Annotated in this window: 26 protein-coding genes, 1 pseudogene and 1 other annotated feature; of the genes and pseudogenes, 15 read left to right on the forward strand and 12 right to left on the reverse strand. The window is 43.6% G+C overall.

The window, feature by feature from the left end; translation table 11 throughout:
* Positions 1-16: 16 nt before the first annotated feature.
* Entirely contained in the window at positions 17-649 is a 633-nt protein-coding gene (locus ACWHAR_RS00595; protein ID WP_015240397.1) for a GNAT family N-acetyltransferase, read from the reverse strand.
* A 158-nt stretch (positions 650-807) separates the two neighbouring features.
* Here ACWHAR_RS00595 and acsA point away from each other — a divergent pair, with 158 nt between their 5' ends.
* From acsA to sr7p, 3 genes are all read left to right on the forward strand, one after another.
* Entirely contained in the window at positions 808-2,526 is a 1,719-nt protein-coding gene (gene acsA, locus ACWHAR_RS00600) for an acetate--CoA ligase (RefSeq protein WP_032873638.1), read from the forward strand.
* A gap of 53 nt (positions 2,527-2,579) precedes the next feature.
* Positions 2,580-2,812, forward strand: a binding site (T-box leader).
* Positions 2,813-2,862: 50 nt separating this feature from the next.
* Positions 2,863-4,128 carry a tyrosine--tRNA ligase gene (tyrS, locus tag ACWHAR_RS00605; protein ID WP_007613147.1) on the forward strand — a complete coding sequence of 422 codons (1,266 nt, stop codon included), beginning with the start codon at positions 2,863-2,865 and terminating at the stop codon, positions 4,126-4,128.
* A gap of 119 nt (positions 4,129-4,247) precedes the next feature.
* Entirely contained in the window at positions 4,248-4,373 is a 126-nt protein-coding gene (gene sr7p / locus ACWHAR_RS00610; protein WP_007408768.1) for a small protein SR7P, read from the forward strand.
* A 40-nt stretch (positions 4,374-4,413) separates the two neighbouring features.
* Here sr7p and ACWHAR_RS00615 read toward each other — a convergent pair whose 3' ends face one another.
* The 3 genes from ACWHAR_RS00615 to ACWHAR_RS00625 form a co-directional block, all read right to left on the reverse strand.
* Complete coding sequence (locus ACWHAR_RS00615) at positions 4,414-4,737, reverse strand: AzlD domain-containing protein (protein ID WP_032873640.1); 324 nt, start codon at positions 4,735-4,737, stop codon at positions 4,414-4,416.
* Positions 4,734-5,465, reverse strand: coding sequence for an AzlC family ABC transporter permease (locus ACWHAR_RS00620; protein ID WP_007613144.1), 732 nt, complete (start codon positions 5,463-5,465; stop codon positions 4,734-4,736). Before ACWHAR_RS00620 ends, ACWHAR_RS00615 begins: the two co-directional genes overlap by 4 nt.
* A 72-nt stretch (positions 5,466-5,537) precedes the next feature.
* A complete protein-coding gene (locus ACWHAR_RS00625) occupies positions 5,538-6,344 on the reverse strand; it encodes a TrmB family transcriptional regulator (RefSeq protein ID WP_032873642.1) in 807 nt (268 codons plus the stop codon).
* Between the two features lie 222 nt (positions 6,345-6,566).
* Between ACWHAR_RS00625 and ACWHAR_RS00630 the strand changes: the two genes are divergently transcribed.
* From ACWHAR_RS00630 to ACWHAR_RS00645, 4 genes and pseudogenes are all read left to right on the forward strand, one after another.
* The gene (locus ACWHAR_RS00630) at positions 6,567-7,436 is read left to right on the forward strand and encodes a cation diffusion facilitator family transporter (protein WP_032873645.1); all 870 of its coding nucleotides are present in this window, start codon (positions 6,567-6,569) and stop codon (positions 7,434-7,436) included.
* Positions 7,437-7,613: 177 nt separating this feature from the next.
* Positions 7,614-7,664: pseudogene (locus ACWHAR_RS00635) on the forward strand (hypothetical protein); the annotation flags it as partial.
* Between the two features lie 47 nt (positions 7,665-7,711).
* The gene (locus ACWHAR_RS00640) at positions 7,712-7,957 is read left to right on the forward strand and encodes a hypothetical protein (protein ID WP_032873647.1); all 246 of its coding nucleotides are present in this window, start codon (positions 7,712-7,714) and stop codon (positions 7,955-7,957) included.
* A gap of 180 nt (positions 7,958-8,137) precedes the next feature.
* Complete coding sequence (locus ACWHAR_RS00645; protein ID WP_032873649.1) at positions 8,138-8,890, forward strand: SGNH/GDSL hydrolase family protein; 753 nt, start codon at positions 8,138-8,140, stop codon at positions 8,888-8,890.
* 15 nt (positions 8,891-8,905) lie between these two features.
* Here ACWHAR_RS00645 and ACWHAR_RS00650 read toward each other — a convergent pair whose 3' ends face one another.
* From ACWHAR_RS00650 to ACWHAR_RS00665, 4 genes are all read right to left on the reverse strand, one after another.
* Positions 8,906-9,034, reverse strand: a complete 129-nt coding sequence (locus tag ACWHAR_RS00650) for a hypothetical protein (RefSeq protein WP_007408761.1) — start codon at positions 9,032-9,034, stop codon at positions 8,906-8,908.
* A gap of 142 nt (positions 9,035-9,176) precedes the next feature.
* Positions 9,177-9,686, reverse strand: coding sequence for a type 1 glutamine amidotransferase domain-containing protein (locus ACWHAR_RS00655; RefSeq protein ID WP_007408760.1), 510 nt, complete (start codon positions 9,684-9,686; stop codon positions 9,177-9,179).
* A 169-nt stretch (positions 9,687-9,855) separates the two neighbouring features.
* Positions 9,856-10,083: a hypothetical protein gene (locus tag ACWHAR_RS00660; protein ID WP_007613133.1), complete on the reverse strand. Its 228-nt coding sequence runs from the start codon at positions 10,081-10,083 to the stop codon at positions 9,856-9,858.
* A 5-nt stretch (positions 10,084-10,088) separates the two neighbouring features.
* A complete protein-coding gene (locus ACWHAR_RS00665; RefSeq protein WP_223204447.1) occupies positions 10,089-10,160 on the reverse strand; it encodes an SWIM zinc finger family protein in 72 nt (23 codons plus the stop codon).
* Between the two features lie 159 nt (positions 10,161-10,319).
* On the opposite strand from ACWHAR_RS00665, the gene hmpA reads away from it, so the two are divergent.
* The 5 genes from hmpA to ACWHAR_RS00690 all read left to right on the forward strand — a co-directional run bounded on the left by hmpA (position 10,320) and on the right by ACWHAR_RS00690 (position 14,008).
* Positions 10,320-11,510 (forward strand): NO-inducible flavohemoprotein, encoded by a 1,191-nt coding sequence (hmpA, locus tag ACWHAR_RS00670; RefSeq protein WP_032873653.1) that lies wholly within the window; start codon positions 10,320-10,322, stop codon positions 11,508-11,510.
* 170 nt (positions 11,511-11,680) lie between these two features.
* On the forward strand, positions 11,681-11,842 hold the full coding sequence (locus ACWHAR_RS00675; RefSeq protein ID WP_223204422.1) for a hypothetical protein: 162 nt from the start codon (positions 11,681-11,683) through the stop codon (positions 11,840-11,842).
* Between the two features lie 159 nt (positions 11,843-12,001).
* Positions 12,002-12,121, forward strand: a complete 120-nt coding sequence (locus ACWHAR_RS00680; RefSeq protein WP_229023902.1) for an XtrA/YqaO family protein — start codon at positions 12,002-12,004, stop codon at positions 12,119-12,121.
* A 598-nt stretch (positions 12,122-12,719) separates the two neighbouring features.
* Complete coding sequence (locus ACWHAR_RS00685) at positions 12,720-13,220, forward strand: DUF4944 domain-containing protein (protein ID WP_032873655.1); 501 nt, start codon at positions 12,720-12,722, stop codon at positions 13,218-13,220.
* Between the two features lie 425 nt (positions 13,221-13,645).
* Positions 13,646-14,008 (forward strand): positive control sigma factor, encoded by a 363-nt coding sequence (locus tag ACWHAR_RS00690; RefSeq protein WP_032873657.1) that lies wholly within the window; start codon positions 13,646-13,648, stop codon positions 14,006-14,008.
* 18 nt (positions 14,009-14,026) lie between these two features.
* Here the strand turns inward: ACWHAR_RS00690 and ACWHAR_RS00695 are convergent, their stop codons facing one another.
* Both ACWHAR_RS00695 and ACWHAR_RS00700 read right to left on the reverse strand, forming a co-directional pair.
* Complete coding sequence (locus tag ACWHAR_RS00695; RefSeq protein ID WP_032873658.1) at positions 14,027-14,443, reverse strand: type II toxin-antitoxin system HicB family antitoxin; 417 nt, start codon at positions 14,441-14,443, stop codon at positions 14,027-14,029.
* Positions 14,444-14,486: 43 nt separating this feature from the next.
* Positions 14,487-14,639 (reverse strand): type II toxin-antitoxin system HicA family toxin, encoded by a 153-nt coding sequence (locus ACWHAR_RS00700; RefSeq protein ID WP_171006738.1) that lies wholly within the window; start codon positions 14,637-14,639, stop codon positions 14,487-14,489.
* Positions 14,640-14,822: 183 nt separating this feature from the next.
* Here ACWHAR_RS00700 and ACWHAR_RS00705 point away from each other — a divergent pair, with 183 nt between their 5' ends.
* The 3 genes from ACWHAR_RS00705 (at position 14,823) to ACWHAR_RS00715 (ending at position 16,949) form a co-directional block, all read left to right on the forward strand.
* Complete coding sequence (locus ACWHAR_RS00705) at positions 14,823-15,374, forward strand: hypothetical protein (RefSeq protein WP_032873660.1); 552 nt, start codon at positions 14,823-14,825, stop codon at positions 15,372-15,374.
* Positions 15,375-15,932: 558 nt separating this feature from the next.
* A complete protein-coding gene (locus ACWHAR_RS00710) occupies positions 15,933-16,373 on the forward strand; it encodes a hypothetical protein (RefSeq protein ID WP_223204421.1) in 441 nt (146 codons plus the stop codon).
* A gap of 18 nt (positions 16,374-16,391) precedes the next feature.
* Positions 16,392-16,949, forward strand: a complete 558-nt coding sequence (locus tag ACWHAR_RS00715; RefSeq protein ID WP_032873662.1) for an SMI1/KNR4 family protein — start codon at positions 16,392-16,394, stop codon at positions 16,947-16,949.
* A gap of 137 nt (positions 16,950-17,086) precedes the next feature.
* On the opposite strand, the gene ACWHAR_RS00720 is transcribed toward ACWHAR_RS00715, so the two are convergent.
* A complete protein-coding gene (locus ACWHAR_RS00720; protein ID WP_032873664.1) occupies positions 17,087-18,457 on the reverse strand; it encodes an aldehyde dehydrogenase in 1,371 nt (456 codons plus the stop codon).
* A gap of 253 nt (positions 18,458-18,710) precedes the next feature.
* Complete coding sequence (gene rpsD / locus ACWHAR_RS00725; protein WP_003152406.1) at positions 18,711-19,313, reverse strand: 30S ribosomal protein S4; 603 nt, start codon at positions 19,311-19,313, stop codon at positions 18,711-18,713.
* Positions 19,314-19,565 lie beyond the last annotated feature (252 nt).

Genomic DNA, 19,565 nt, shown 5'->3' on the forward strand with positions numbered 1-19,565 from the left:
CCCCTTTGTATGTCAGTCAATACATAAATCGCTGATAAAAACGAAGCCTGTCGAACTGTTCAATTGACTCCTGACTGACGTGCCTGCCGATGCGGGCCATCAGACAATTGGCCGGATGAGAGCTGATTTCCGGTTCATCCGTTGCGAACCAGACAAGACCCCCGGCATTCATCATCTTTTCCATGATCTTTCTGTATTCCCACACATCTTTTTTCATTCCTTTTAAATCCCAATGCCAGTAATATTCCGTCGTCATGATGATGTACCGTTCCATCTGTTCATCCATCATGCTGACTGTCAGCAGCGTTTTTCCGACAGAACAGCCCCTGTAGCCGGGAGCGACCTCGATCGCCCCGAGTTCAAGGAGGTCTTCCATATTTCCGTCAGACCACCGTTCAAGCGGATCAGGATATAAATACGTCACATAGCCGATAATCGTCTGTCCGTCCCTGGCGATAATGATCCGACCTTCAGGAAGCCCGGCGATCTCGATTAACGCTTTGTGCTGTTCATGAGGAAGGCGAAAGGCTGTCAGGCCTTCATGAAACTCATACTGTGCTAGGTCCTCTGGAGGTACGGGCCCTTCTACTAAAAGAGGGCCGGCTGCTGTCTGAATTGATGAAGAATGGTACGTTTTATGATGTTTCACTGATTCACCGCCTGTCGGTTCTTAATAAAAACACATCTCTTTTAAGCATAACAAAATATAAAGCGTTTTCAATAGTGTTGTAATTTATATTTTAAAAATTGAGAAAACTGTGAACATCTACTATAATTAGTCTATAGATAAGCAAAGGGGGATGTTGCATGAATTTGAAAGCGTTGCCGGCGGAAAAGGGGAATTATCATCTGCGAAATTATGAGGAAACGTACCGCAGCTTCGATTGGAAAGAGGTCGAAGCGGAGTTTTCCTGGCATCAGACGGGAAAGCTGAATGCCGCGTATGAAGCGATTGACCGTCATGCCGAATCATTTCGAAAAAACAAAGTAGCGCTGTATTACAAGGACGCGAACCGGGATGAAAAATACACATTTAAAGAAATGATGGAGGAATCGAACCGGGCGGGAAATGTACTGAGACGGTATGGAAACGTGGAAAAAGGGGACCGCGTTTTTATTTTCATGCCGCGTTCGCCGGAGCTTTACTTTATCATGCTCGGCGCAATTAAAATCGGTGCGATCGCCGGCCCTTTATTTGAAGCGTTTATGGAAGGCGCCGTCAAAGACCGCCTCTTGAACAGCCAGGCGAGGGTTGTCGTGACGACACCTGAACTGGCCGGACGGATTCCGGCGGACAGCCTGCCCGACCTCGAGCATATTTTCATTGTCGGCGGCAGCAAAGAAGCGGGAGATAAAATCATCCATTATGATAAAGCGGCTGAGGGAGAAAGCACGAGACTTGATATTGAATGGATGGACAGAAGAGACGGCTACCTGCTTCACTACACATCAGGATCTACCGGAACGCCCAAAGGTGTGCTCCACGTTCATGAAGCCATGATTCAGCAATACCAGACCGGCAAGTGGGTGCTTGATCTTAAAGAAGACGATATTTACTGGTGCACTGCGGACCCGGGCTGGGTGACCGGGACGGTGTACGGGATATTTGCGCCGTGGCTGAACGGAGCGGCGAATGTGATCGTCGGCGGCAGATTCAGTCCGGAAAACTGGTACGGCACGATTGAGAAGCTCGGTGTCAGCGTCTGGTACAGCGCTCCGACGGCTTTCAGAATGCTTATGGGGGCCGGAGATGAAATGGCATCCAAATTTGACCTTACTTCACTTCGTCACGTCCTGAGTGTCGGAGAACCTTTGAACCCCGAGGTCATCAAGTGGGGACATAAAGTATTCGGCAAGCGCATCCACGACACGTGGTGGATGACAGAAACGGGCGGACAGCTCATCTGCAATTATCCTTGCATGGAGATCAAGCCGGGTTCAATGGGAAAACCGATTCCGGGAGTGGAAGCGGCGATCGTTGACAATCAGGGAAATGAGCTTCCGCCGTACCGAATGGGAAATCTCGCCATTAAAAAGGGCTGGCCGTCGATGATGGATTCCATTTGGAACAACAAAGAGAAATATGATTCTTATTTCATGCCGGGCGGCTGGTATGTTTCCGGAGATTCTGCTTATATGGATGAAGACGGTTATTTCTGGTTCCAAGGCAGAGTCGATGATGTCATCATGACATCCGGCGAGCGCGTCGGCCCGTTTGAAGTCGAAAGCAAACTTGTTGAACATCCGGCGATTGCCGAAGCCGGCGTCATCGGAAAGCCGGACCCTGTCCGGGGAGAAATTATTAAAGCGTTTATCGCGCTCAGAGAAGGGCATGAGCCATCCGATCAGCTGAAGGAGGACATTCGCCTCTTTGTAAAACAGGGGCTTGCCGCGCATGCAGCACCGCGGGAAATTGAATTCAAAGATAAACTTCCGAAAACAAGGAGCGGAAAGATTATGAGACGTGTGCTGAAGGCGTGGGAGCTGAACCTGCCGGCAGGCGACCTGTCCACAATGGAAGATTAAAGACGGCGTTGACATCGTATCTTATTTATGTTAAAAATGAGTAAGCTTCATACGAAAAGGTTTTGATTGAGACAAGTAGGGTATCTGATTGTTCAAGAGAGCTGATGGCCGGTGAAAATCAGCACATAAGATATGCCGAATACACTCATGAACCGCTTTTGCGAACAAAGCCCTTCCAAGGCTTTCAGTAGTGAAAGAACGGACACGGTCCGTTATCAAAAAGAGTGATAAAAGCTTTTTTATGCTTTTATTAGTAGGGTGGTACCGCGATTATATCGTCCCTTCGTTTTAAACGAAGGGGCGTTTTTTATTTTCATAAACAAAGGAGCAGACAAAATGACTAACTTATTAGAGGATTTATCATTCCGCGGCTTAATCCAGCAAATGACGGATGAAGAAGGACTGAATAAACAGCTGAACGAAGAAAAAATCCGTTTATACTCAGGGTTTGACCCGACGGCTGACAGCCTGCACATCGGACACCTTCTGCCGATATTGACACTGCGCCGTTTCCAGCTTGCAGGCCACCATCCGATTGCGCTTGTAGGCGGCGCGACGGGACTGATCGGCGATCCGAGCGGCAAAAAAGCGGAACGTACGTTAAATACTCAGGATATCGTTGTCGAATGGTCGCAAAAAATTAAAAATCAGCTTTCCCGATTTTTAGATTTCGAGGCCGGAGAAAACCCCGCTGTCATAGCGAACAACTTTGACTGGATCGGAAAGCTGAGCATCATTGAATTTCTCCGCGACGTCGGAAAGAACTTCGGAATTAACTACATGCTTGCGAAAGATACTGTAAGCTCAAGGATTGAAACCGGAATTTCTTACACGGAATTCAGCTACATGATCCTGCAATCCTACGATTTTCTGAATCTGTACAGAGAAAAGAACTGCAAACTCCAAATCGGAGGCAGTGACCAGTGGGGCAACATCACGGCCGGTCTTGAACTGATCAGAAAATCTGAAGAAGAAGGGGCGAAAGCTTTCGGTCTTACCATTCCGCTCGTCACAAAAGCTGACGGCACGAAGTTCGGCAAAACGGAAGGCGGAGCCATTTGGCTTGATAAAGAAAAAACATCGCCGTACGAATTCTACCAGTTCTGGATCAATACAGATGACCGCGACGTCGTCAAATACTTAAAATACTTCACTTTCTTATCAAAAGAGGAAATTGAAGCTTATGCTGAAAAAACGGAGACGGCTCCTGAGAAAAGAGAAGCGCAGAAACGTCTCGCTGAAGAGGTGACTGTTCTTGTACACGGCCGCGAAGCGCTTGAGCAGGCCGTTCATATCTCCCAGGCGCTGTTCAGCGGCAATATTAAAGAGCTTTCTGCTCAAGACGTCAAGGTAGGATTTAAAGATGTACCTTCGTTTGAAAAAGACCGCTCTGAAGAACTGTCTTTAGTAGACGTGCTTGTGGAATCTAAATTGTCGCCTTCAAAACGGCAGGCCCGCGAAGACATTCAAAACGGAGCTGTTTACATTAACGGCGAGCGCCAGACGGACATCGGGCATCTTCTGACTGCGGAAGACCGCATTGAAGATCAATTTACCGTACTGCGCCGCGGAAAGAAAAAATACTTCCTGATCACGTACTGAAAATAAAAAGCAGTCCGGCCGCTCAATGCGGCAGGCTGCTTTTTTATGTTTTGTGAATACTGCACGGGGAAATGAGTACAGTACATAGTATAAGCAAAACAGGGAAGGGGTGCTGCGCCGTGAATTTCATGTTTACCATTGCAAAAGAAAGATTGCAGCGGGATCATTGGGAACAGCAGCAAAGCATAAACGCCGAAGCCAAAGCCGAGGAATCAGAGACGGAAGAAGAAAATCCGACATCATAAAGGGAAAGCCTCCATTCTGCGGAATGGAGGCTTTTGATTGTCACCATATCAGCCTGACGGCGGCCATCAGCACGACTCCTGTGATGACCGTGATGGATAAGCTTTTTGTCCGCATTGCGCAAAGCAATGTCGGGATGAGAACGATCATGGCTTGCCAATCAAAGGTCAAAGCGCTGTTTGTTTTCACAATCATGCTTTCCGTTACCAGAGCCGTCAAAATGCAAAGCGGAATAAAGGAGAGCCATTTTAAAGCCAATTCAGGCATCTGAATGTTCCGGACAAATATAAACGGAACAATGCGCGGCACGAGCGTAACAATCATGCAGCCGAGTATAATCCAGATCATTTGTGTGCTGATGCTCATTTGTCCGTCACCACCCCGATCGTTGCCACAATCACGGTTGAGGCGATGACCGCGATGTGTGACGGGACGAAATACGATAACAAGACCATAAAAATGATCATATAGAGAATTAAGGAGAGGCTGTGCTTCAGCTTTTCCGAAGCGGACGACTGCAATTGCAGCACAAGCAGCGCCGCAAACATAGCGGGCAAAGCAAAGTCCAGGCCGAGCGCGTAAGGATCAGATATCCATTGTCCGAGAAGCCCGCCCATCACGCAGGAAATAACCCAGCACATGTAAGCGGTTATATTGAGGCCGTTCATCCACTTATCGTATAACCTGCCGTTCTGAGCCGCTTTGTTCACCGCTACCCCGAAAGATTCGTCAGTAAGCAAAGCCCCGAAGCCGATATTTTTCAGCAAAGAGTATTTCGTGAAATAAGGCGCGATGGTCAGGCTCAGCAGAAGGTGCCGCAGATTGACGATAAACGTCGTTAAAATAATGGCGGAAATCGGACTCCCGGAAACAAGGAGTGAGCAAATAATAAATTGGGCGGCGCCGGCATAGACACACAAGGATAACAAACAAATTTCAAGAATGCTTAGATGAGAGGCAACGCCAACGATGCCGAAAGCAAAACCGATGCTCATATAGCCCAGCAGCGTAGGCACACAATCCCGCACCCCCTGTAAAAACGTATCGTTCATTTCCCGGGAAACGGCGGTTTTTTGCACTTCTGTGTTAATCATTTTTTATACTCCTTTCATAGAGATTATAATGATAACGACTAATGAAAAAATCAAAGAAAATACGGTTCACATTTATATGAACCGATTTCCGGTGACGACATGAAATAACGAATGGTTTTGTTTCATCAGGCCTTCAACTTTCTCAGCCCCTACTTCTTTCACAAGCTCCGCGAACATCAGATCGTGCCTCATATATTCCATAGCCACGAGAACGAGAGCGGGATCTTCTGATTTAATGGCCCAGGCATTCGTCTGCGGAGAAAAATTGGCGATTAAGACTTCTTTATTATCTCGGGCAGCTATCGTTAATCTTCCGCCCATCCGTTTCTCCGCCACTTCAGGAGACATATTATGATGTGTCGTATTTCCGAGCTTCACTTCCGGAGGGCCGAACACAATCGAAAAGACGGGCAATTTTTCGGCGGCGCGTTTGTTAGCGGCTTCTTGAATAAAGGGAATCTGCTGTTCCCAGACAGACAGCCACAACTCTTCCTCGGCTTTTTCAATCATATCCTTCATCTCATTGATGACATGATCATTCGTGCTGATGCGGCGGATGACATTCATCTCCTGCTCGCTTTCCAGTGCCAATAACTTTTCCTCAAGGTAGCCGAATGAACTCTCGAAATCGTGCCGGAGCCGGTCGATTAATTCCTTTCCGGCCAGCGGGGCATATGTAACCGGATCAGACGGCACAATATGGACAGCGCCTTTATCAACTAATTTCCCCAATACTTCATAGATCATTGAGCGGGGGACGCCTGACCTTTTGCTGATTTCATATCCGGTAACAGGCGAGTGTTTCAACAAGCCGATATATGCTTTACATTCATATTGAGAAAATCCAAATTTCTGTAATTCTTTCAGAACATCCTCCATAAACATCCTCCGTAGTGGTTATTCATGAAACTACTATAATGTAAGCGGTTATATCTTGTCAATGGGACTTGAGTGCTGAAAGAAAGTTGCACCTGTTTTGTCGCTTTCCAACTTAGTTTATGGCCAGTTACATGTATGGCTTTTGTGAAAAACGTTGCCGTAGACCCACACGAATGCCGTTTGATACGATAAATTCAAGAAGTTAAAAAGAGGAGGATCACGGTGGAAAACACCTCTAAAATCGCTTTTTTATCGGTTATAAGCAATTCCCTGGTCGTCATGCTCAAAATAGTGGTGGGGATAATAACCGGATCTGTCGCGATACTTTCTGAAGCTATTCATTCTTTTTTAGATTTGATCGCCGCCTTCATCGCCTTTATCTCCGTCAAGATTTCAAAAAAGCCGGCTGATACAGGGCATCCGTACGGTCATGGAAAAGTCGAGAATCTGTCGGGGACTATCGAGACGATTCTGATTTTTGCGGCAGGGATTTGGATGATATATGAATGCGTTCAAAAACTGGTCAACCCCGCGCCGGTTCATCTGCCTGTATTGGGAATTGTTGTGATGCTTGCGGGGGCTCTCATTAATTTGATCGTTTCGAAGTTCGTAAAAAGAGAAGCCGAAAAGGTTAATTCCGTGGCAATGAAATCAAATGCCCTGCATTTACTGACTGACGTGTACACATCATTAGGCGTAGCGGCAAGCCTTTTGGTCGTTACCTTAACGGAGTGGTACATACTTGATCCCATTATAGGTATGGTGCTGGCGGTGTATATCATATATGAAGCGTTTAAGTTAATGAAAGAAGCATTCCCGCCGCTGATTGATACCCGTTTGTCGGAAGAGGAAGAAAAAACAATTTTAAAGATTATTGAAACATTTCAACAGGAATTTATTGAAATTCATGATTTTCGTACAAGACGCTCCGGCCCGCAGGAGTATATTGATTTTCACCTGGTCGTAGCATCTCACGTGACGATTAAAGACGTGCACGACCTGTGTGACCGCATTGAAAGAGATATTACGAATGAATTCAAACAAGCACAGGTAATGATTCACCCCGAGCCGGAGAGCGAGAGGAAGAAATAAATCGATCTTATGTTTGCGTTTGTTCCCGGCAAAATGTCTTCTTTACAGAAAGGCCCGTCTACACGGGTCTTTTTGTTGTGTAAATGACCATTTCTCGCTCATATGAGAGAGAAGCTTATACACGTGAGGGGTTCATTTCATACGTTATGTTGTAAAGAAAAAGGGAGGTGAACAGAATTGAACGCTATTTCTGTTAAAGAAATTGAACATGGAGTTGCCGTTGCGGAAAGAGAAGGTTTAGGGGAGTATTTATACCAAGAACCGGTTTCTAAAAAATGTTCGCGCCGTTCCCGCAGCAGAAAACGGACACACCGTTCTCGCAGCAGAAGACGGAGCCATCACCGGACACACCGCTCCCGCAGCAGAAGACGGACGCATCACCGGACACACCGCTCCCGCAGCAGAAGACGGACGCATCACCGGACACACCGTTCCCGCAGCAGAAGACGGACGCATCACCGGACACACCGTTCCCGCAGCAGACGGTCCCATCAAAAACGTACCCGCAAACGCTGTTTTAAATGCTGACTGCAGACTCTGTTACAAGTAACGGGGATCTGCTATAATGGCAAGAGAACTGCATAAAAGATCCGGTATTCATCATCTGCGGACACTGAACTGACAACATGGCGCTGTTTGTTCGTGTCCGTTTTTTATGTCAAAAAAGATGCCGGAGGATAAAAAGGAAGGGATGACGCCGAATGAAGCTGAATGAGGATTTTTATAACTCTGCAGGAAAGACAGTCTCTTTGCCAAACATAAGCAGCAAGCTTTTGCATATCACGGACAGCGGGCATATCAGCGTTGACTTCATCAGCATAAGCAGGCTGCGGAAGGCTTCAAAAATCGCGATCTTAGGTGACAGCGTCGCTCGGGGGCTGCGTGCGGAATACGGCTTTGGTGACATTCTGAAAGACCGGACAAACGCTAAAATAACCAATCTGTCTGTCAGCGGCGTTAATATGAGCAACAACGGAAGCGATAACATTTATCAGCAGGCGCTTAAAACAAAGGGACATGATGTCATCATTGTCCAGGGAACAGATGATGATTGGTGCAACCACATTCCCATCGGCACAGATGAAAAGGATATCACCACATTTTACGGAGGCTTCTGCCAAGTGATCCAGCAGCTGCGGAGCGGAAATAAAGGCGCGAGCATCATTGTGGTGACCCCAACGAGACAAGCAAAAATATCAAAAGGAAAAATCGTCCGCCGTGATACTGATAAAAATAAACTGGGCCTGAAGCTGGCTGACTATGTGAAAGCCCAAAAAGAAGCCTGCACACTCCTCTCTGTCCCGTATGCCGATCTGTTTGATACCGATCTCATCGACCCGTATAATCCCGCTTTCCGCAGCATGTGCATGTCAGAAGGTCTTCATCCGAACGAGAAAGGGCATCAAATCATATTTCAGGAAATCTGCCGGAATTATTATTACTATTATGGGTAACACAGCGCTAACAAATTATTTTCGGCTTTGCTTTTCTAAAAGCTCAATTATTCTTTGAGATGCGTGTTTTTGCGCTCTCAAAAGCGAGACGATATTACCGGTAAAACCGATTAAAATGATAAGCAGCAAAATGATCATCCACATAAGTGAACCTCCCGTCGGGTTTTAAAACATCCTCTCTTTATTTTACTTATTATGGATGGGCCGGAGAATAGGTCTAAACGAACGGTGTTTCTTTAAGAGTCCATAAAAAAGCACAGACTGAACGGGTCTGTGCTTTTTTCTCTTATTTCAGCAGGTTCAATGATTCACGATTAAAGGCTTCCAAATCGTCAGGTGTTCTGCTCGTTACGATGTTATGGCTCACGACGACTTCTTCATCTTTATAATGTGCGCCGGCATTGATTAAGTCTTTGCGGATGCTGCGGAATCCCGTGATATCTTTTCCTTTAAGAAGGTCGGTATCAATCAGCAGCTGCGGGCCGTGGCAGATTGCGAAAACGGGTTTCTGATTTTCCACGAATGCTTTAGTGAATTCACCCGGGCGGTCATCTCCGCGCAGAAGATCCGGTGAAAAGCCTCCGGGAATCAATAACGCATCGAATTCCTTGGCGTCTGCGTCTGAGATCGCTTGATCGATCTTTACTTTCTCACCGTGCTTGCCCGTCACTTCTTTCCCTGCTTCCAAATCTATTGTCACCACACTGTGGCCCGCTTCTTTAAATGCTTCCGCCGGGCTTGTATATTCAATATCCTCAAATTGATCTGTCATCAGAACTGCGATTTTTTTGCTCATACATCATGCCTCCTGTGAATTTGTATATGACAAGAATATCAGGCAGATTCCCGCCTCACAACGTATTTGCTTATGAAAAAAGACTCCTCTGAAAAAGAAGAGCCAAAAGGTACGGAGGTCTGCTGAAACTTACGTGTTTAACCTGAGATAAGGCAAGAAATCGAACCAATTACTTTTTGTGTCTTTTTTTATTCTTTTTACACCCGCATTTCCCCGGATCTCCCGGATCAATGACTTCGTGAATTGTTTCTTCCTGATAAACGTGGCGGGGAACATAACGGATATGCTCTCTGTTAATGTGTTTGATGGGATGGACGTAAACCACTTCTTTGTCAGTATACTTGTCAGTCACAATATACTTAGGGTCACAGTAATACACTTTCGATTTTTTACCCATTCATCTCACCTCCCGTACTTTATTAAATGCTGACAAGGAGGATTTTGCATCGGACAAGTACACCGTGGCAAGTCCACAATTTTTCATATGCAATTTCGTTTTTCTGGTTTTTCCTGAATCCGCCTCAAATTGGAACGGTTAACCCTTTTTGAGCGGGGAAATCTATAAAAAAGAATTCAAAAACGATTCTTTTCTCAGGTCAATCGAGATGCATACATCTTTAGGGGGATTTCAGAATGCTCGATGAAAAAACGATTGAAATCATTAAAAGCACAGTGCCGGTCTTAGAAGAGCATGGTGAAGAAATCACAGGCCGATTTTATGACCTGCTGTTTCAGCATCACCCTGAGCTGCTGAATATCTTTAATCAGACAAATCAAAAGAAAAAAACACAGCGTACGGCCTTGTCGAATGCTGTGATCGCGGCCGCAGCCAATATTGACCGGCTGGAAAACATAGTCCCCGTCGTCAAACAAATCAGCCATAAGCACCGGAGTATCGGTGTTAAGCCCGAGCATTACCCAATCGTTGGAAAGTACTTGTTAATCGCGATAAAGGATGTGCTAAAAGACGGGGCCGCTCCTGAGGTCATTCAGGCATGGGAAAAAGCATACGGCGTCATTGCAGACGCTTTTATCGGAATTGAGAAGGACATGTATGAACAAGCGGAAACGCAAAAAGGCGGCTGGAAAGACTATAAAGCGTTTACAATTGATAAAAAGGTAAAAGAAAGCAAGGAGATAACGTCGTTTTATTTAAAACCGGAAGACGGACAAGTTCTCCCCGAATTCAAAGCAGGGCAGTATATCAGTGTAAAAGTATACATTCCGGACACGGGCTATACGCATATCCGCCAGTACAGCTTATCCGACGTGTCCGGTAAGGATTATTACCGGATTTCCGTTAAAAAAGAAGGGGTTGTTTCCTCATATCTGCATGACCAATTACACGAAAAGGATTCAATTGAGATCAGCGCTCCGGCCGGGGATTTCGTATTAGACCCTGATTCCAAAAAGAATCTTGTTCTCATCAGTGCCGGTGTCGGAATTACTCCGATGATCAGCATGTTAAAGACGGTTGCCAAAACTCAGCCGCAGCGAAACGTTCTCTTTATCCATGCGGCAAGGAGCGGAGAGTATCATGCGTTGCGGCATGAAGCTGAAGAAGCCGCGGAACACTCATCCGTTGACACCCTCTTTATTTACAGCGAGCCGTCCGAACAAGACCGTTCAGAAAACATTCGTTTTCGGGAAGGCCGGATTGACAAACAGCTGTTAGAAGAAGTGATGACAGATAAAGATGCTGATTTTTACCTGTGCGGATCACCGTCGTTCATTAAAGAAATGAAAAAGCTGATATCTGAATTCAATACACCGCCGGAATCCATTCACTATGAATTATTTGAACCCCAGCTGAGTATGGTGTGACGGAAGAAGGAAGGCCGATTTTAAGCACCCGAATTGGGTGCTTTTTTATTCTCTTGCGAGGAAAGTTTGCTGCTCAACATTTTATGTTAAGCTTGCTTAATTAATGAAATAAAAGACACATGGCTCGCGCATCAAAGAGTACGGGCTTTTTGTCAACCGGGAGCGGCAATTTGACGATTAGAGAATGGTATGAGGCAGCGCTTCGATACAATTATTACTCACAGTTATTACTCACTTATCCTGCTGATCGAATTTTTGGTGTGCGAGAAAAAAACGGTGCGGCTGCAGGATTCGGAAGAGGTGCTGAATTTTTATTTACAAGAGAAATTTAAAGACGGGATGAACGCTTATTTGTTGGTATACGAACAACGGATTTAAAGGAGGAAACAGTATGAGATTAATCAGTTTAGATCATATAAAGAGATAAACTTGTCATAGACACGACACAGTACGGTTACTTTGCGGTTATTCTATCCAATGGAGCTGCAAGGATGGCTCCGCTCCCCACATACAGGGAAACAAAGATAATTACAAATCATGGCAAGGTCACCCGCGTTAAAAGGGACGAAGGCTATTTCTTCTATGCATACTGCACATGGCTTTTTTTCTGATAATAAGACGCTCCCTATTTCCACGCTATCTCCTCCTCAGCGCCAACAGGCTTTCCGTCTTGGACTTGTATCCAATTAAACAATTCTGGAAAGCAGGATGAGTCCCTATTTCTTTGTGATTCCTTAATATAAAAACAATATCTCGCAATAGCAAGCAATAGGAACGATAATTAAATTGGATTGCAGCATACTATCCGATAAATCTCCGTCAAACAGACTGGACAGAAAGCACCAAAAAGAATATTTGCACACAGAATACTCCTCTTTTTACATCATAATAGATAGTATTCAATAATCCATCTCTAATTTGTTTTTTAGACAAAAAAGAAGAACCAGTCACGCATCAGCAACTCGTTCAATTTTTGTTAGGATCAGAATGATTTTAAGTACTGTTGTACTTCAGTTTCCCCTTGCTTATTAAATTCTCATTTCTGGCTTCAGCCGCTTAGGCATTATTAAGAAAAGTAAAACTCAAAACTGATGTTACTAAAAGACTCAATGCGATTTTTTCATTTGTTTCTCCTTTTTTGGAATTGTGGTACTATTATCCTGTAATTACTTTAAAAGGACAAGTCAATGCGTTTTTTGGAGGTTGTTTATGACGAACGAGTATAAAAAGCCCATTTTATTTACAGTTTCTGCATTGGTGATCATTTTCCTAGTGTTTTTCTCATTAAAAATCTATAACTATTACAATCTCGAATATCCTAACTGGGAAGGTAAAAGTAAGGATCACAACTGGGAAGTAGTCTTTAAAAAGAATGAAGATACTCCAAAAGAGTTTAGCGGGGAGATTCTTTGGATTGGCGATAAAGATAAAACTGATAAAACTTATATAGAATCCATAACAATAATGAAAGATAATAAAGCACTTCTTGATTCTTCAGATTTTAACAGCGATATCCCTATGAAGGATTATTCAGGTGGTACGTTTAGCGATGGATCAGCTAAAGAAAAATCATTTTCATTTTTAGAACGCTTAGAAGAATCTGATCTAAAAGGATCTAAGATAACGGTTCAAGTGAAATGGAAACAAGATAACCAATCATTCAGTACGGAAAAGTTCATTCTTTCAAATAAAACTATATTTAATCACTAAATTTATTGAGTTTATTGTAACCAGTTCTTAATCTGAACTGGGAGAAGATTTAATTAAATAAGTCCAAGACAGCAAGCCTTTGGACTATGATCATTGTACAGAATTACTGTGCTCTGATTGGTGTCCGTTTTTTGTTTTTGGGAAGCATCGATAAAGAAGTGCTGAATATTGCGTAGGGTTCAATCTGAGGGCTTTTCCCCAAAAGTGGGGGAGTCGGGGAATTGGCAAAGGATGAAACGAGCTAGGAGCGGCATATTTAAGGAGAAATAACAGAAGGAAACATATGCAAGATTTAATCATTGAATATAAAAGCGCATTGAAACATGTTAAAAAGATGTACCGGCAGTTATGGGCGGTTGCTGACAGTCTCTTAACCGCTGAACAAAACAGCGATAAAAAGATTATTGGCGGCATGATAAGCGACATTGAATACAATCGAATGGCTGCAGAACGGAAGACAACCCGGCGCCCACCGTGGTGCTGATCGCAGGGATGCGTATAAAAGAACGATCCTTTCTGATCCGCGTTTAATTGATGCGCTGCCGGAAGAATATGCAATCGTTCAGGACCCTGATGGAGAGGCAAGCGATTGGAACAGGGAAAGAATAGCGATCTTTATCTGTACTGACAGACCCCGAGAAAGATATTTTTATCATGCACGCTGTGCAAAATATGTTTATGAAGAAATAGCTGCTTTACTCAATATAAAAAAAGGAACCGTCCAAAAGAATATTGAACGATCCCTCTTAAAAATGAAAAATAGAGCAAATGACAGCCTTTTTGTTTAGCTTAACAGGCTGTCTTTTTTATGATGATCTTTTATTAATGCCAAGCCGCTCACGTAATGCAAATTGAAGAAGCTGCGAAAAGTTGACACCTTCTTTTTCTGCTGCTTCCGCCAGCCATTTAGGTACAGTAAGTGTCTTTTTCACTGCTTTGTTTTCCATTTCATCACGGACAATATCTGTCCAGGCGCTTACCATAACAACAAAACCGGTTGCCGGCACTTTGATATATTTTGGAGCGGAGGGGGAAGGGATGTCTTCGCCGCCTTCTTCCATGCCATATAGAAAGCCTTCGAGCGCATCTTTTGCCATGCTCATAGCATCATCCACGTTCTCGCCTTCTGAAATGCAGCCGGGTAAATCGGGAAAGGTAATTGTGTAGCCGTCGCTTCCGTTTTCTCCTGCATCAAAAATCGCCGGAAATAAATACTTTGCCATATATATAAAACCTCCTTACAAGGGGGTTGTTTAAGTATAGAATTTAGTGTGCTGGGTTTGAAGTCTTTTTTGGATGTGGGACTGTTACCGTGCCCGGTTTGGTTGGATGTTTAAAGTGATGATGATTACCAACAACCCGCTTTAAATACCACCCATCTTTTGTAAGTATCTTTATGATATCTCTTGAAGACTTCATGTTTCCCTCCCTTCATATATATTACAACACGTATTAATTACACGTGCCAATACTTATTTTAGAAAAAAGCATTTTTTGTCTTACGGTTGAGACTAATTTATGAAAAGAACTTTTGTTCGACAAATTTCGCAAGTAGTTGCATTGTCACTCTCTTTTGCCGATAAAAGGGATTGAGGTGATAATATGCAAAACAATTCTTTGATGGAAACAAAAGCAATAGTGAAATACCTAGAAAAAAGATACGGGAAACCATACAAAGAAAACTTGACCATTCAACAGATTTTTAAAGAAGCATTGAAAAGAGATCACAGTAAAGACCAATTGAAACTGATGGTTAATAGATTAGATTCGAATCTCAGTGTTTCAAATGATTTAAGTTCTCTCAAAACTATTCCTTTTACAATACTTACATCAGTTACTGCCGGAATAATTAGTATCTTTGTCGTTATGTTCACTTTCTATTTCAATACTACTAATAGTTTTTCCAACACTATGTTACAAAAGGATAAAGAAAATAAGATAAATCCTGGAGACATCCTTAATGCTATTGTTGAAGGTGGAGAGAAAATAGCTTCGTCACTAATATATTTCAGCATCTTTACGCTTGTTCTTATGGTTGGGTTGTGGATTTTTATTACAATTGTAAGTAAGAAATATTATCAACAGCTGCGGGGTTTTAAGTTGTTATTAGACGAGGTAATGGAAGAGTTAAAAGAAGTTAAAGATAAGCATTGAACAGTTTGCATCATTCTACGGGATGGTGCTTTTTTATATTCTCTTTAAACTGCTTCCGGTAAATCTCAGAAATACTACTGGCGGTTAACGGTCTGAGTACGGGGGCAGTTTAGAAAGAATATGATTGGAGGGATCACATGAAAACAATTAGTCAAGCCTTTTAGGAATTAGGAAAGAATCTGAGGTGTGCGGCTGAAAAGATGCCAACGCCCAAGCCGCTTTTCATGGAAGCTTTTATTATGTTGAGTAAAGGAGATAGAGCATGGAAACAATTTATGCTCAATTTGAGACGTTATGGGTTATTTCGCTCACGTTCTTCTGCTTGTCGTGTGTAGTCTGTTCAGATAAATCAGAAAAGGAATAAGCATGGCAAGGCAACGTGACGAATATATAATACAGCACGCTGGAAGCGAGTAAGGAAAGTCGTTCTGATAAGGGACGGCTATTTGTGTTGTGAGGACGTTGTCGTGGATTAATACCGCAGGCAAATACCAACACATCAAGAGATGATCCAAGCGTGGCATTTAATCTTGATAATCATAAAACGATCTGTTTAAAGTGCCACAACAGGAGGTACCCGGAAAGAAGCGGCGGGGAAGGAGGAACAAACGATTATACGTAAGTAACACTTATAGCGGAAAATATGGAAGGGTTTTTCTCCATAATAGAGAATTTTTAGGGAAGGATATTAAAGCAGGTAAATCATATTCAAAGTCGTATTATCCTAAAAAGACAAAGTTTTTTATGTCCCAACATACTTCGGTAGCCGGCTGGAATGGTTCACTTCCTGATACTTCAACTGGAACATTGGCTCCTGCTCTTGCGAATAAAATAGCAAAGCCGTATCCAGAGATAATAAATACTCACAGCAAAAAAACAATGCCTTTACTGGCTAAAGCAAATTTCCCGGTTGTATCTGTCGATAAAAGAGCAACTGGGATAGCAGAACTGATCGAGGTACACCAAAATCTATTAAATTCTTGGTGGGGTAAATATTAATAAGTAAGAGGTGGCTCAATGGCAGTTTTTGTTGAAAAAACGCTCCAAGGTCTAAAAGAATTAATTGATGAAAAAGGCCGCTTAAAAATTTTAGGGAATGAAGGAGCGCTTTTAGAAACAGAATGTACTTTCTTTAAAGGTGCAACAGATCTGGAGATTGAGAGTTTTGAGAAGAAAATAAAAGTATCACTTCCTGAAGATTATAAAACCTTTTTAAAATTGCATAACGGAGCCAGAATATTTGATTTGTTGATTTACGGTGAGAATGTGGGTGGGGGTTTGCATATTCTTAATGTAGAAGAGATTGAAAAGTATATGCAAAATGGTTTTTTAGAGCCTCAGTTTATTCCCGTCGCACATCTGTTAGACGGATGTTATTTGTTAATTGACAAAACCAAAATATCCACAGATCCAAACTATTTATGGTTCCGCGGATTTATTGAGTATGAACCAATGCAACTTAATTTTGAGATATTCTTAGATAGGTATATCTTGTCTCAAGGAGCAAATTTTTGGGAGTGGAATATCTATACTGCTGAAAATTATTATAGGACTCACCAGGGTGATGAGGATTAACCTTTCCTACAGTTGGGTTGGTCCATTTTTACTATTAGACTTCGATTTGAACTTTTAAAAATAGGTTTAATTTGGAAGGCGAACCGATTAATTGGTGTATAGAGGATTTATAAAAAGCGCAGATACTCTGCGCTTTTTTATTTAAGTATTTTCCTAATCATTCGCAGCCCGTTTTTGGAAGAAGGATAACGGAAAGCGAAGTCGAAGCGGTTCGTTTGTTTGACGACGCTTTTTTTGTGCGTAAACGTGTTAAAGCTGTCAAATCCGTGATAGCTGCCGATGCCGCTTTCCCCGACGCCGCCGAATGGCAAATACGGTGTCGCGACGTGCATTAACGTATCATTGACACAGCCGCCGCCAAACGACAGATTCTCTAAAACAGTTCGCTCGATTCCTTTGTTTGTTGTGAAGAGATACAGGGCGAGCGGCTTTGGGCGCGATTGGACTTTCTCAATGACTTCCCCGATATCACGGTATGTAAAGAGCGGAAGAATTGGCCCGAAAATCTCCTCCTGCATCACTGGAGAGTCATCCCTCACTTGTTCGAGAATGGTCGGCGCAATTTTATGATGAGCGGGATCAGATTGTCCGCCTGTAAGCGGGACGCCATCATTCAGAAAGCTGAGCAGCCGCTGATAGTGGCGTTCACTGACGATTTTGCCGTACTGCGGATTTTGTTCAGGCTGAGGGCCGTAAAATTCACTGATCGCACGCTTCATTTCTTCTGTGAGATTCGTCTTGATATCTTGGTGGACAAATAAATAATCCGGTGCGATGCAGGTTTGCCCTGCATTTGTAAATTTCCCGAAGACGATGCGTTTGGCGGCAAGCTGTATATCAGCATCCTTATGGACAATGCAGGGACTTTTGCCGCCGAGCTCCAAGGTAACGGGAATTAATTGTTTGGCGGCGGCCTCCATGACGATTTTTCCCACGGCAACGCTTCCAGTGAAGAAAATATAGTCAAAGGGCTGCTGTAATAACACAGTGCTGACGTCGGGCCCGCCCTCCGCCATAGCGACATAGTCACTCGGAAAAACGCTGCTGATGAGTTTGGAAAGAACAGCGGAAACCGCCGGCGTGTATTCTGACGGTTTAAGAACGACTGTGTTTCCGGCCGCAATGGCTCCAATCAAGGGTGAAAGCGCCAGCTGCAAGGGATAATTCCAAGGCGCAATCACCAAAACGGTTCCATATGGCTCAGGGATAATGATGCTTTTCGAGCCTAGGTGAGTCAGAGGCGTTTTGACTCGTTTCGGTTTGATCCATTTTCCCAGCCGCTTCATCACAAAACTGATTTCCTCCAGTACAATTCCGATTTCTGTCGTGTACGACTCCTGTTCGGATTTGTGGAGATCCTGATAGAGAGCGGCTGTTATATCGGCTTCTTGTGTTTTGATGGCTTGTTTCAGCTTTTGCAGCATGTTCAGTCTCATTTCTAGCTGTCTCGTATGCCCCGCCGCAAAATAGGCTTTGTGCTTGCTGACGATAGAGGGGATGCTGTTCATTTCGTCTCTCCTTTTTGTAAGGTATGGTGATTTATTATGTGGAAAGTTTCTTCTGCTTGTCAAATGGGGGTTTCTAATGTACATATAGCTGAAAAGCCAGTAGGCACATAAAAAAAGCCCCGGACAGGGGCTTTTTTAATAAAGAGAGGGAGCATCTGCCCATTATTCTGACAGCCCAAAAGAAAAACCCCGGAAACATTGTCCTCACAACATGTCCGGGGTTTAATCCAATGCTCTTTAAAGAGCGTTTTACTTAACGGGAGTAGAACTCAACGATAAGCGCTTCGTTAATTTCCGGAGCAAGCTCAGAGCGCTCTGGAAGACGAGTGAATGTACCTTCAAGCTTTTCAGCGTCGAAAGTAAGGTACTCAGGAACGAAGTTGTTTACTTCTACAGATTCTTTGATGATAGAAAGGTTTCTTGATTTTTCGCGAACACCGATTGTTTGACCAGGTTTTACTTGGTAAGACGGAATGTCAACGCGGCTTCCGTCAACAAGGATGTGACCGTGGTTAACTAATTGGCGAGCTTGACGGCGAGTGCGCGCAAGACCGAGCTTGTACACAACGTTATCAAGACGTGCATCTAAAAGAATCATGAAGTTTTCGCCGTGTTTACCAGTCATTTTTGCAGCTTTGTCAAACAATGTGCGGAATTGACGTTCGTTTACACCGTACATGTGACGAAGTTTTTGCTTTTCTTGCAATTGCAAACCGTATTCTGATAGTTTTTTACGCTGTCCCGGACCGTGGGGGCCTGGTGCGTAAGGGCGTTTTTCTAATTCTTTACCTGTACCGCTAAGAGAGATTCCTAAACGGCGAGACAGTTTCCAAGATGGACCTGTATAGCGAGCCATAATGTGACTCCTCCTTTGGTTTTATTTTGTGGAAAATAAAAACCGTCTGTTCGATCCGACCGTGCACATTTTGTTTTCATGTATCCTCGCTCCAGCAGCAGAGAGTTACACGATACACCTTACAGCTAAGGAACAAAATGCAAACACAGAAGCTGAACAAAAAGGCTGCAATATTTCACACAAAGAACATTATATGATTTTTCCCCGCCGCCGTCAACCATTTCTCCATGAAGAGTGCCGGTTTATGATATA

Source organism: Bacillus sp. LR--39, from assembly GCF_053613335.1.

Coding starts and splice junctions, on each gene's coding strand:
- acsA (WP_032873638.1), top strand. CDS start 808: ATGAATTTGAAAGCGTTGCCGGCGGAAAAGGGGAATTATCATCTGCGA.
- tyrS (WP_007613147.1), top strand. CDS start 2,863: ATGACTAACTTATTAGAGGATTTATCATTCCGCGGCTTAATCCAGCAA.
- ACWHAR_RS00615 (WP_032873640.1), bottom strand. CDS start 4,737: ATGAGCATCAGCACACAAATGATCTGGATTATACTCGGCTGCATGATT.
- ACWHAR_RS00620 (WP_007613144.1), bottom strand. CDS start 5,465: ATGATTAACACAGAAGTGCAAAAAACCGCCGTTTCCCGGGAAATGAAC.
- ACWHAR_RS00625 (WP_032873642.1), bottom strand. CDS start 6,344: ATGGAGGATGTTCTGAAAGAATTACAGAAATTTGGATTTTCTCAATAT.
- ACWHAR_RS00640 (WP_032873647.1), top strand. CDS start 7,712: ATGTTCGCGCCGTTCCCGCAGCAGAAAACGGACACACCGTTCTCGCAG.
- ACWHAR_RS00645 (WP_032873649.1), top strand. CDS start 8,138: ATGAAGCTGAATGAGGATTTTTATAACTCTGCAGGAAAGACAGTCTCT.
- ACWHAR_RS00650 (WP_007408761.1), bottom strand. CDS start 9,034: ATGTGGATGATCATTTTGCTGCTTATCATTTTAATCGGTTTTACCGGT.
- ACWHAR_RS00655 (WP_007408760.1), bottom strand. CDS start 9,686: ATGAGCAAAAAAATCGCAGTTCTGATGACAGATCAATTTGAGGATATT.
- ACWHAR_RS00660 (WP_007613133.1), bottom strand. CDS start 10,083: ATGGGTAAAAAATCGAAAGTGTATTACTGTGACCCTAAGTATATTGTG.
- hmpA (WP_032873653.1), top strand. CDS start 10,320: ATGCTCGATGAAAAAACGATTGAAATCATTAAAAGCACAGTGCCGGTC.
- ACWHAR_RS00680 (WP_229023902.1), top strand. CDS start 12,002: ATGGCTCCGCTCCCCACATACAGGGAAACAAAGATAATTACAAATCAT.
- ACWHAR_RS00685 (WP_032873655.1), top strand. CDS start 12,720: ATGACGAACGAGTATAAAAAGCCCATTTTATTTACAGTTTCTGCATTG.
- ACWHAR_RS00695 (WP_032873658.1), bottom strand. CDS start 14,443: ATGGCAAAGTATTTATTTCCGGCGATTTTTGATGCAGGAGAAAACGGA.
- ACWHAR_RS00700 (WP_171006738.1), bottom strand. CDS start 14,639: ATGAAGTCTTCAAGAGATATCATAAAGATACTTACAAAAGATGGGTGG.
- ACWHAR_RS00705 (WP_032873660.1), top strand. CDS start 14,823: ATGCAAAACAATTCTTTGATGGAAACAAAAGCAATAGTGAAATACCTA.
- ACWHAR_RS00715 (WP_032873662.1), top strand. CDS start 16,392: ATGGCAGTTTTTGTTGAAAAAACGCTCCAAGGTCTAAAAGAATTAATT.
- ACWHAR_RS00720 (WP_032873664.1), bottom strand. CDS start 18,457: ATGAACAGCATCCCCTCTATCGTCAGCAAGCACAAAGCCTATTTTGCG.
- rpsD (WP_003152406.1), bottom strand. CDS start 19,313: ATGGCTCGCTATACAGGTCCATCTTGGAAACTGTCTCGCCGTTTAGGA.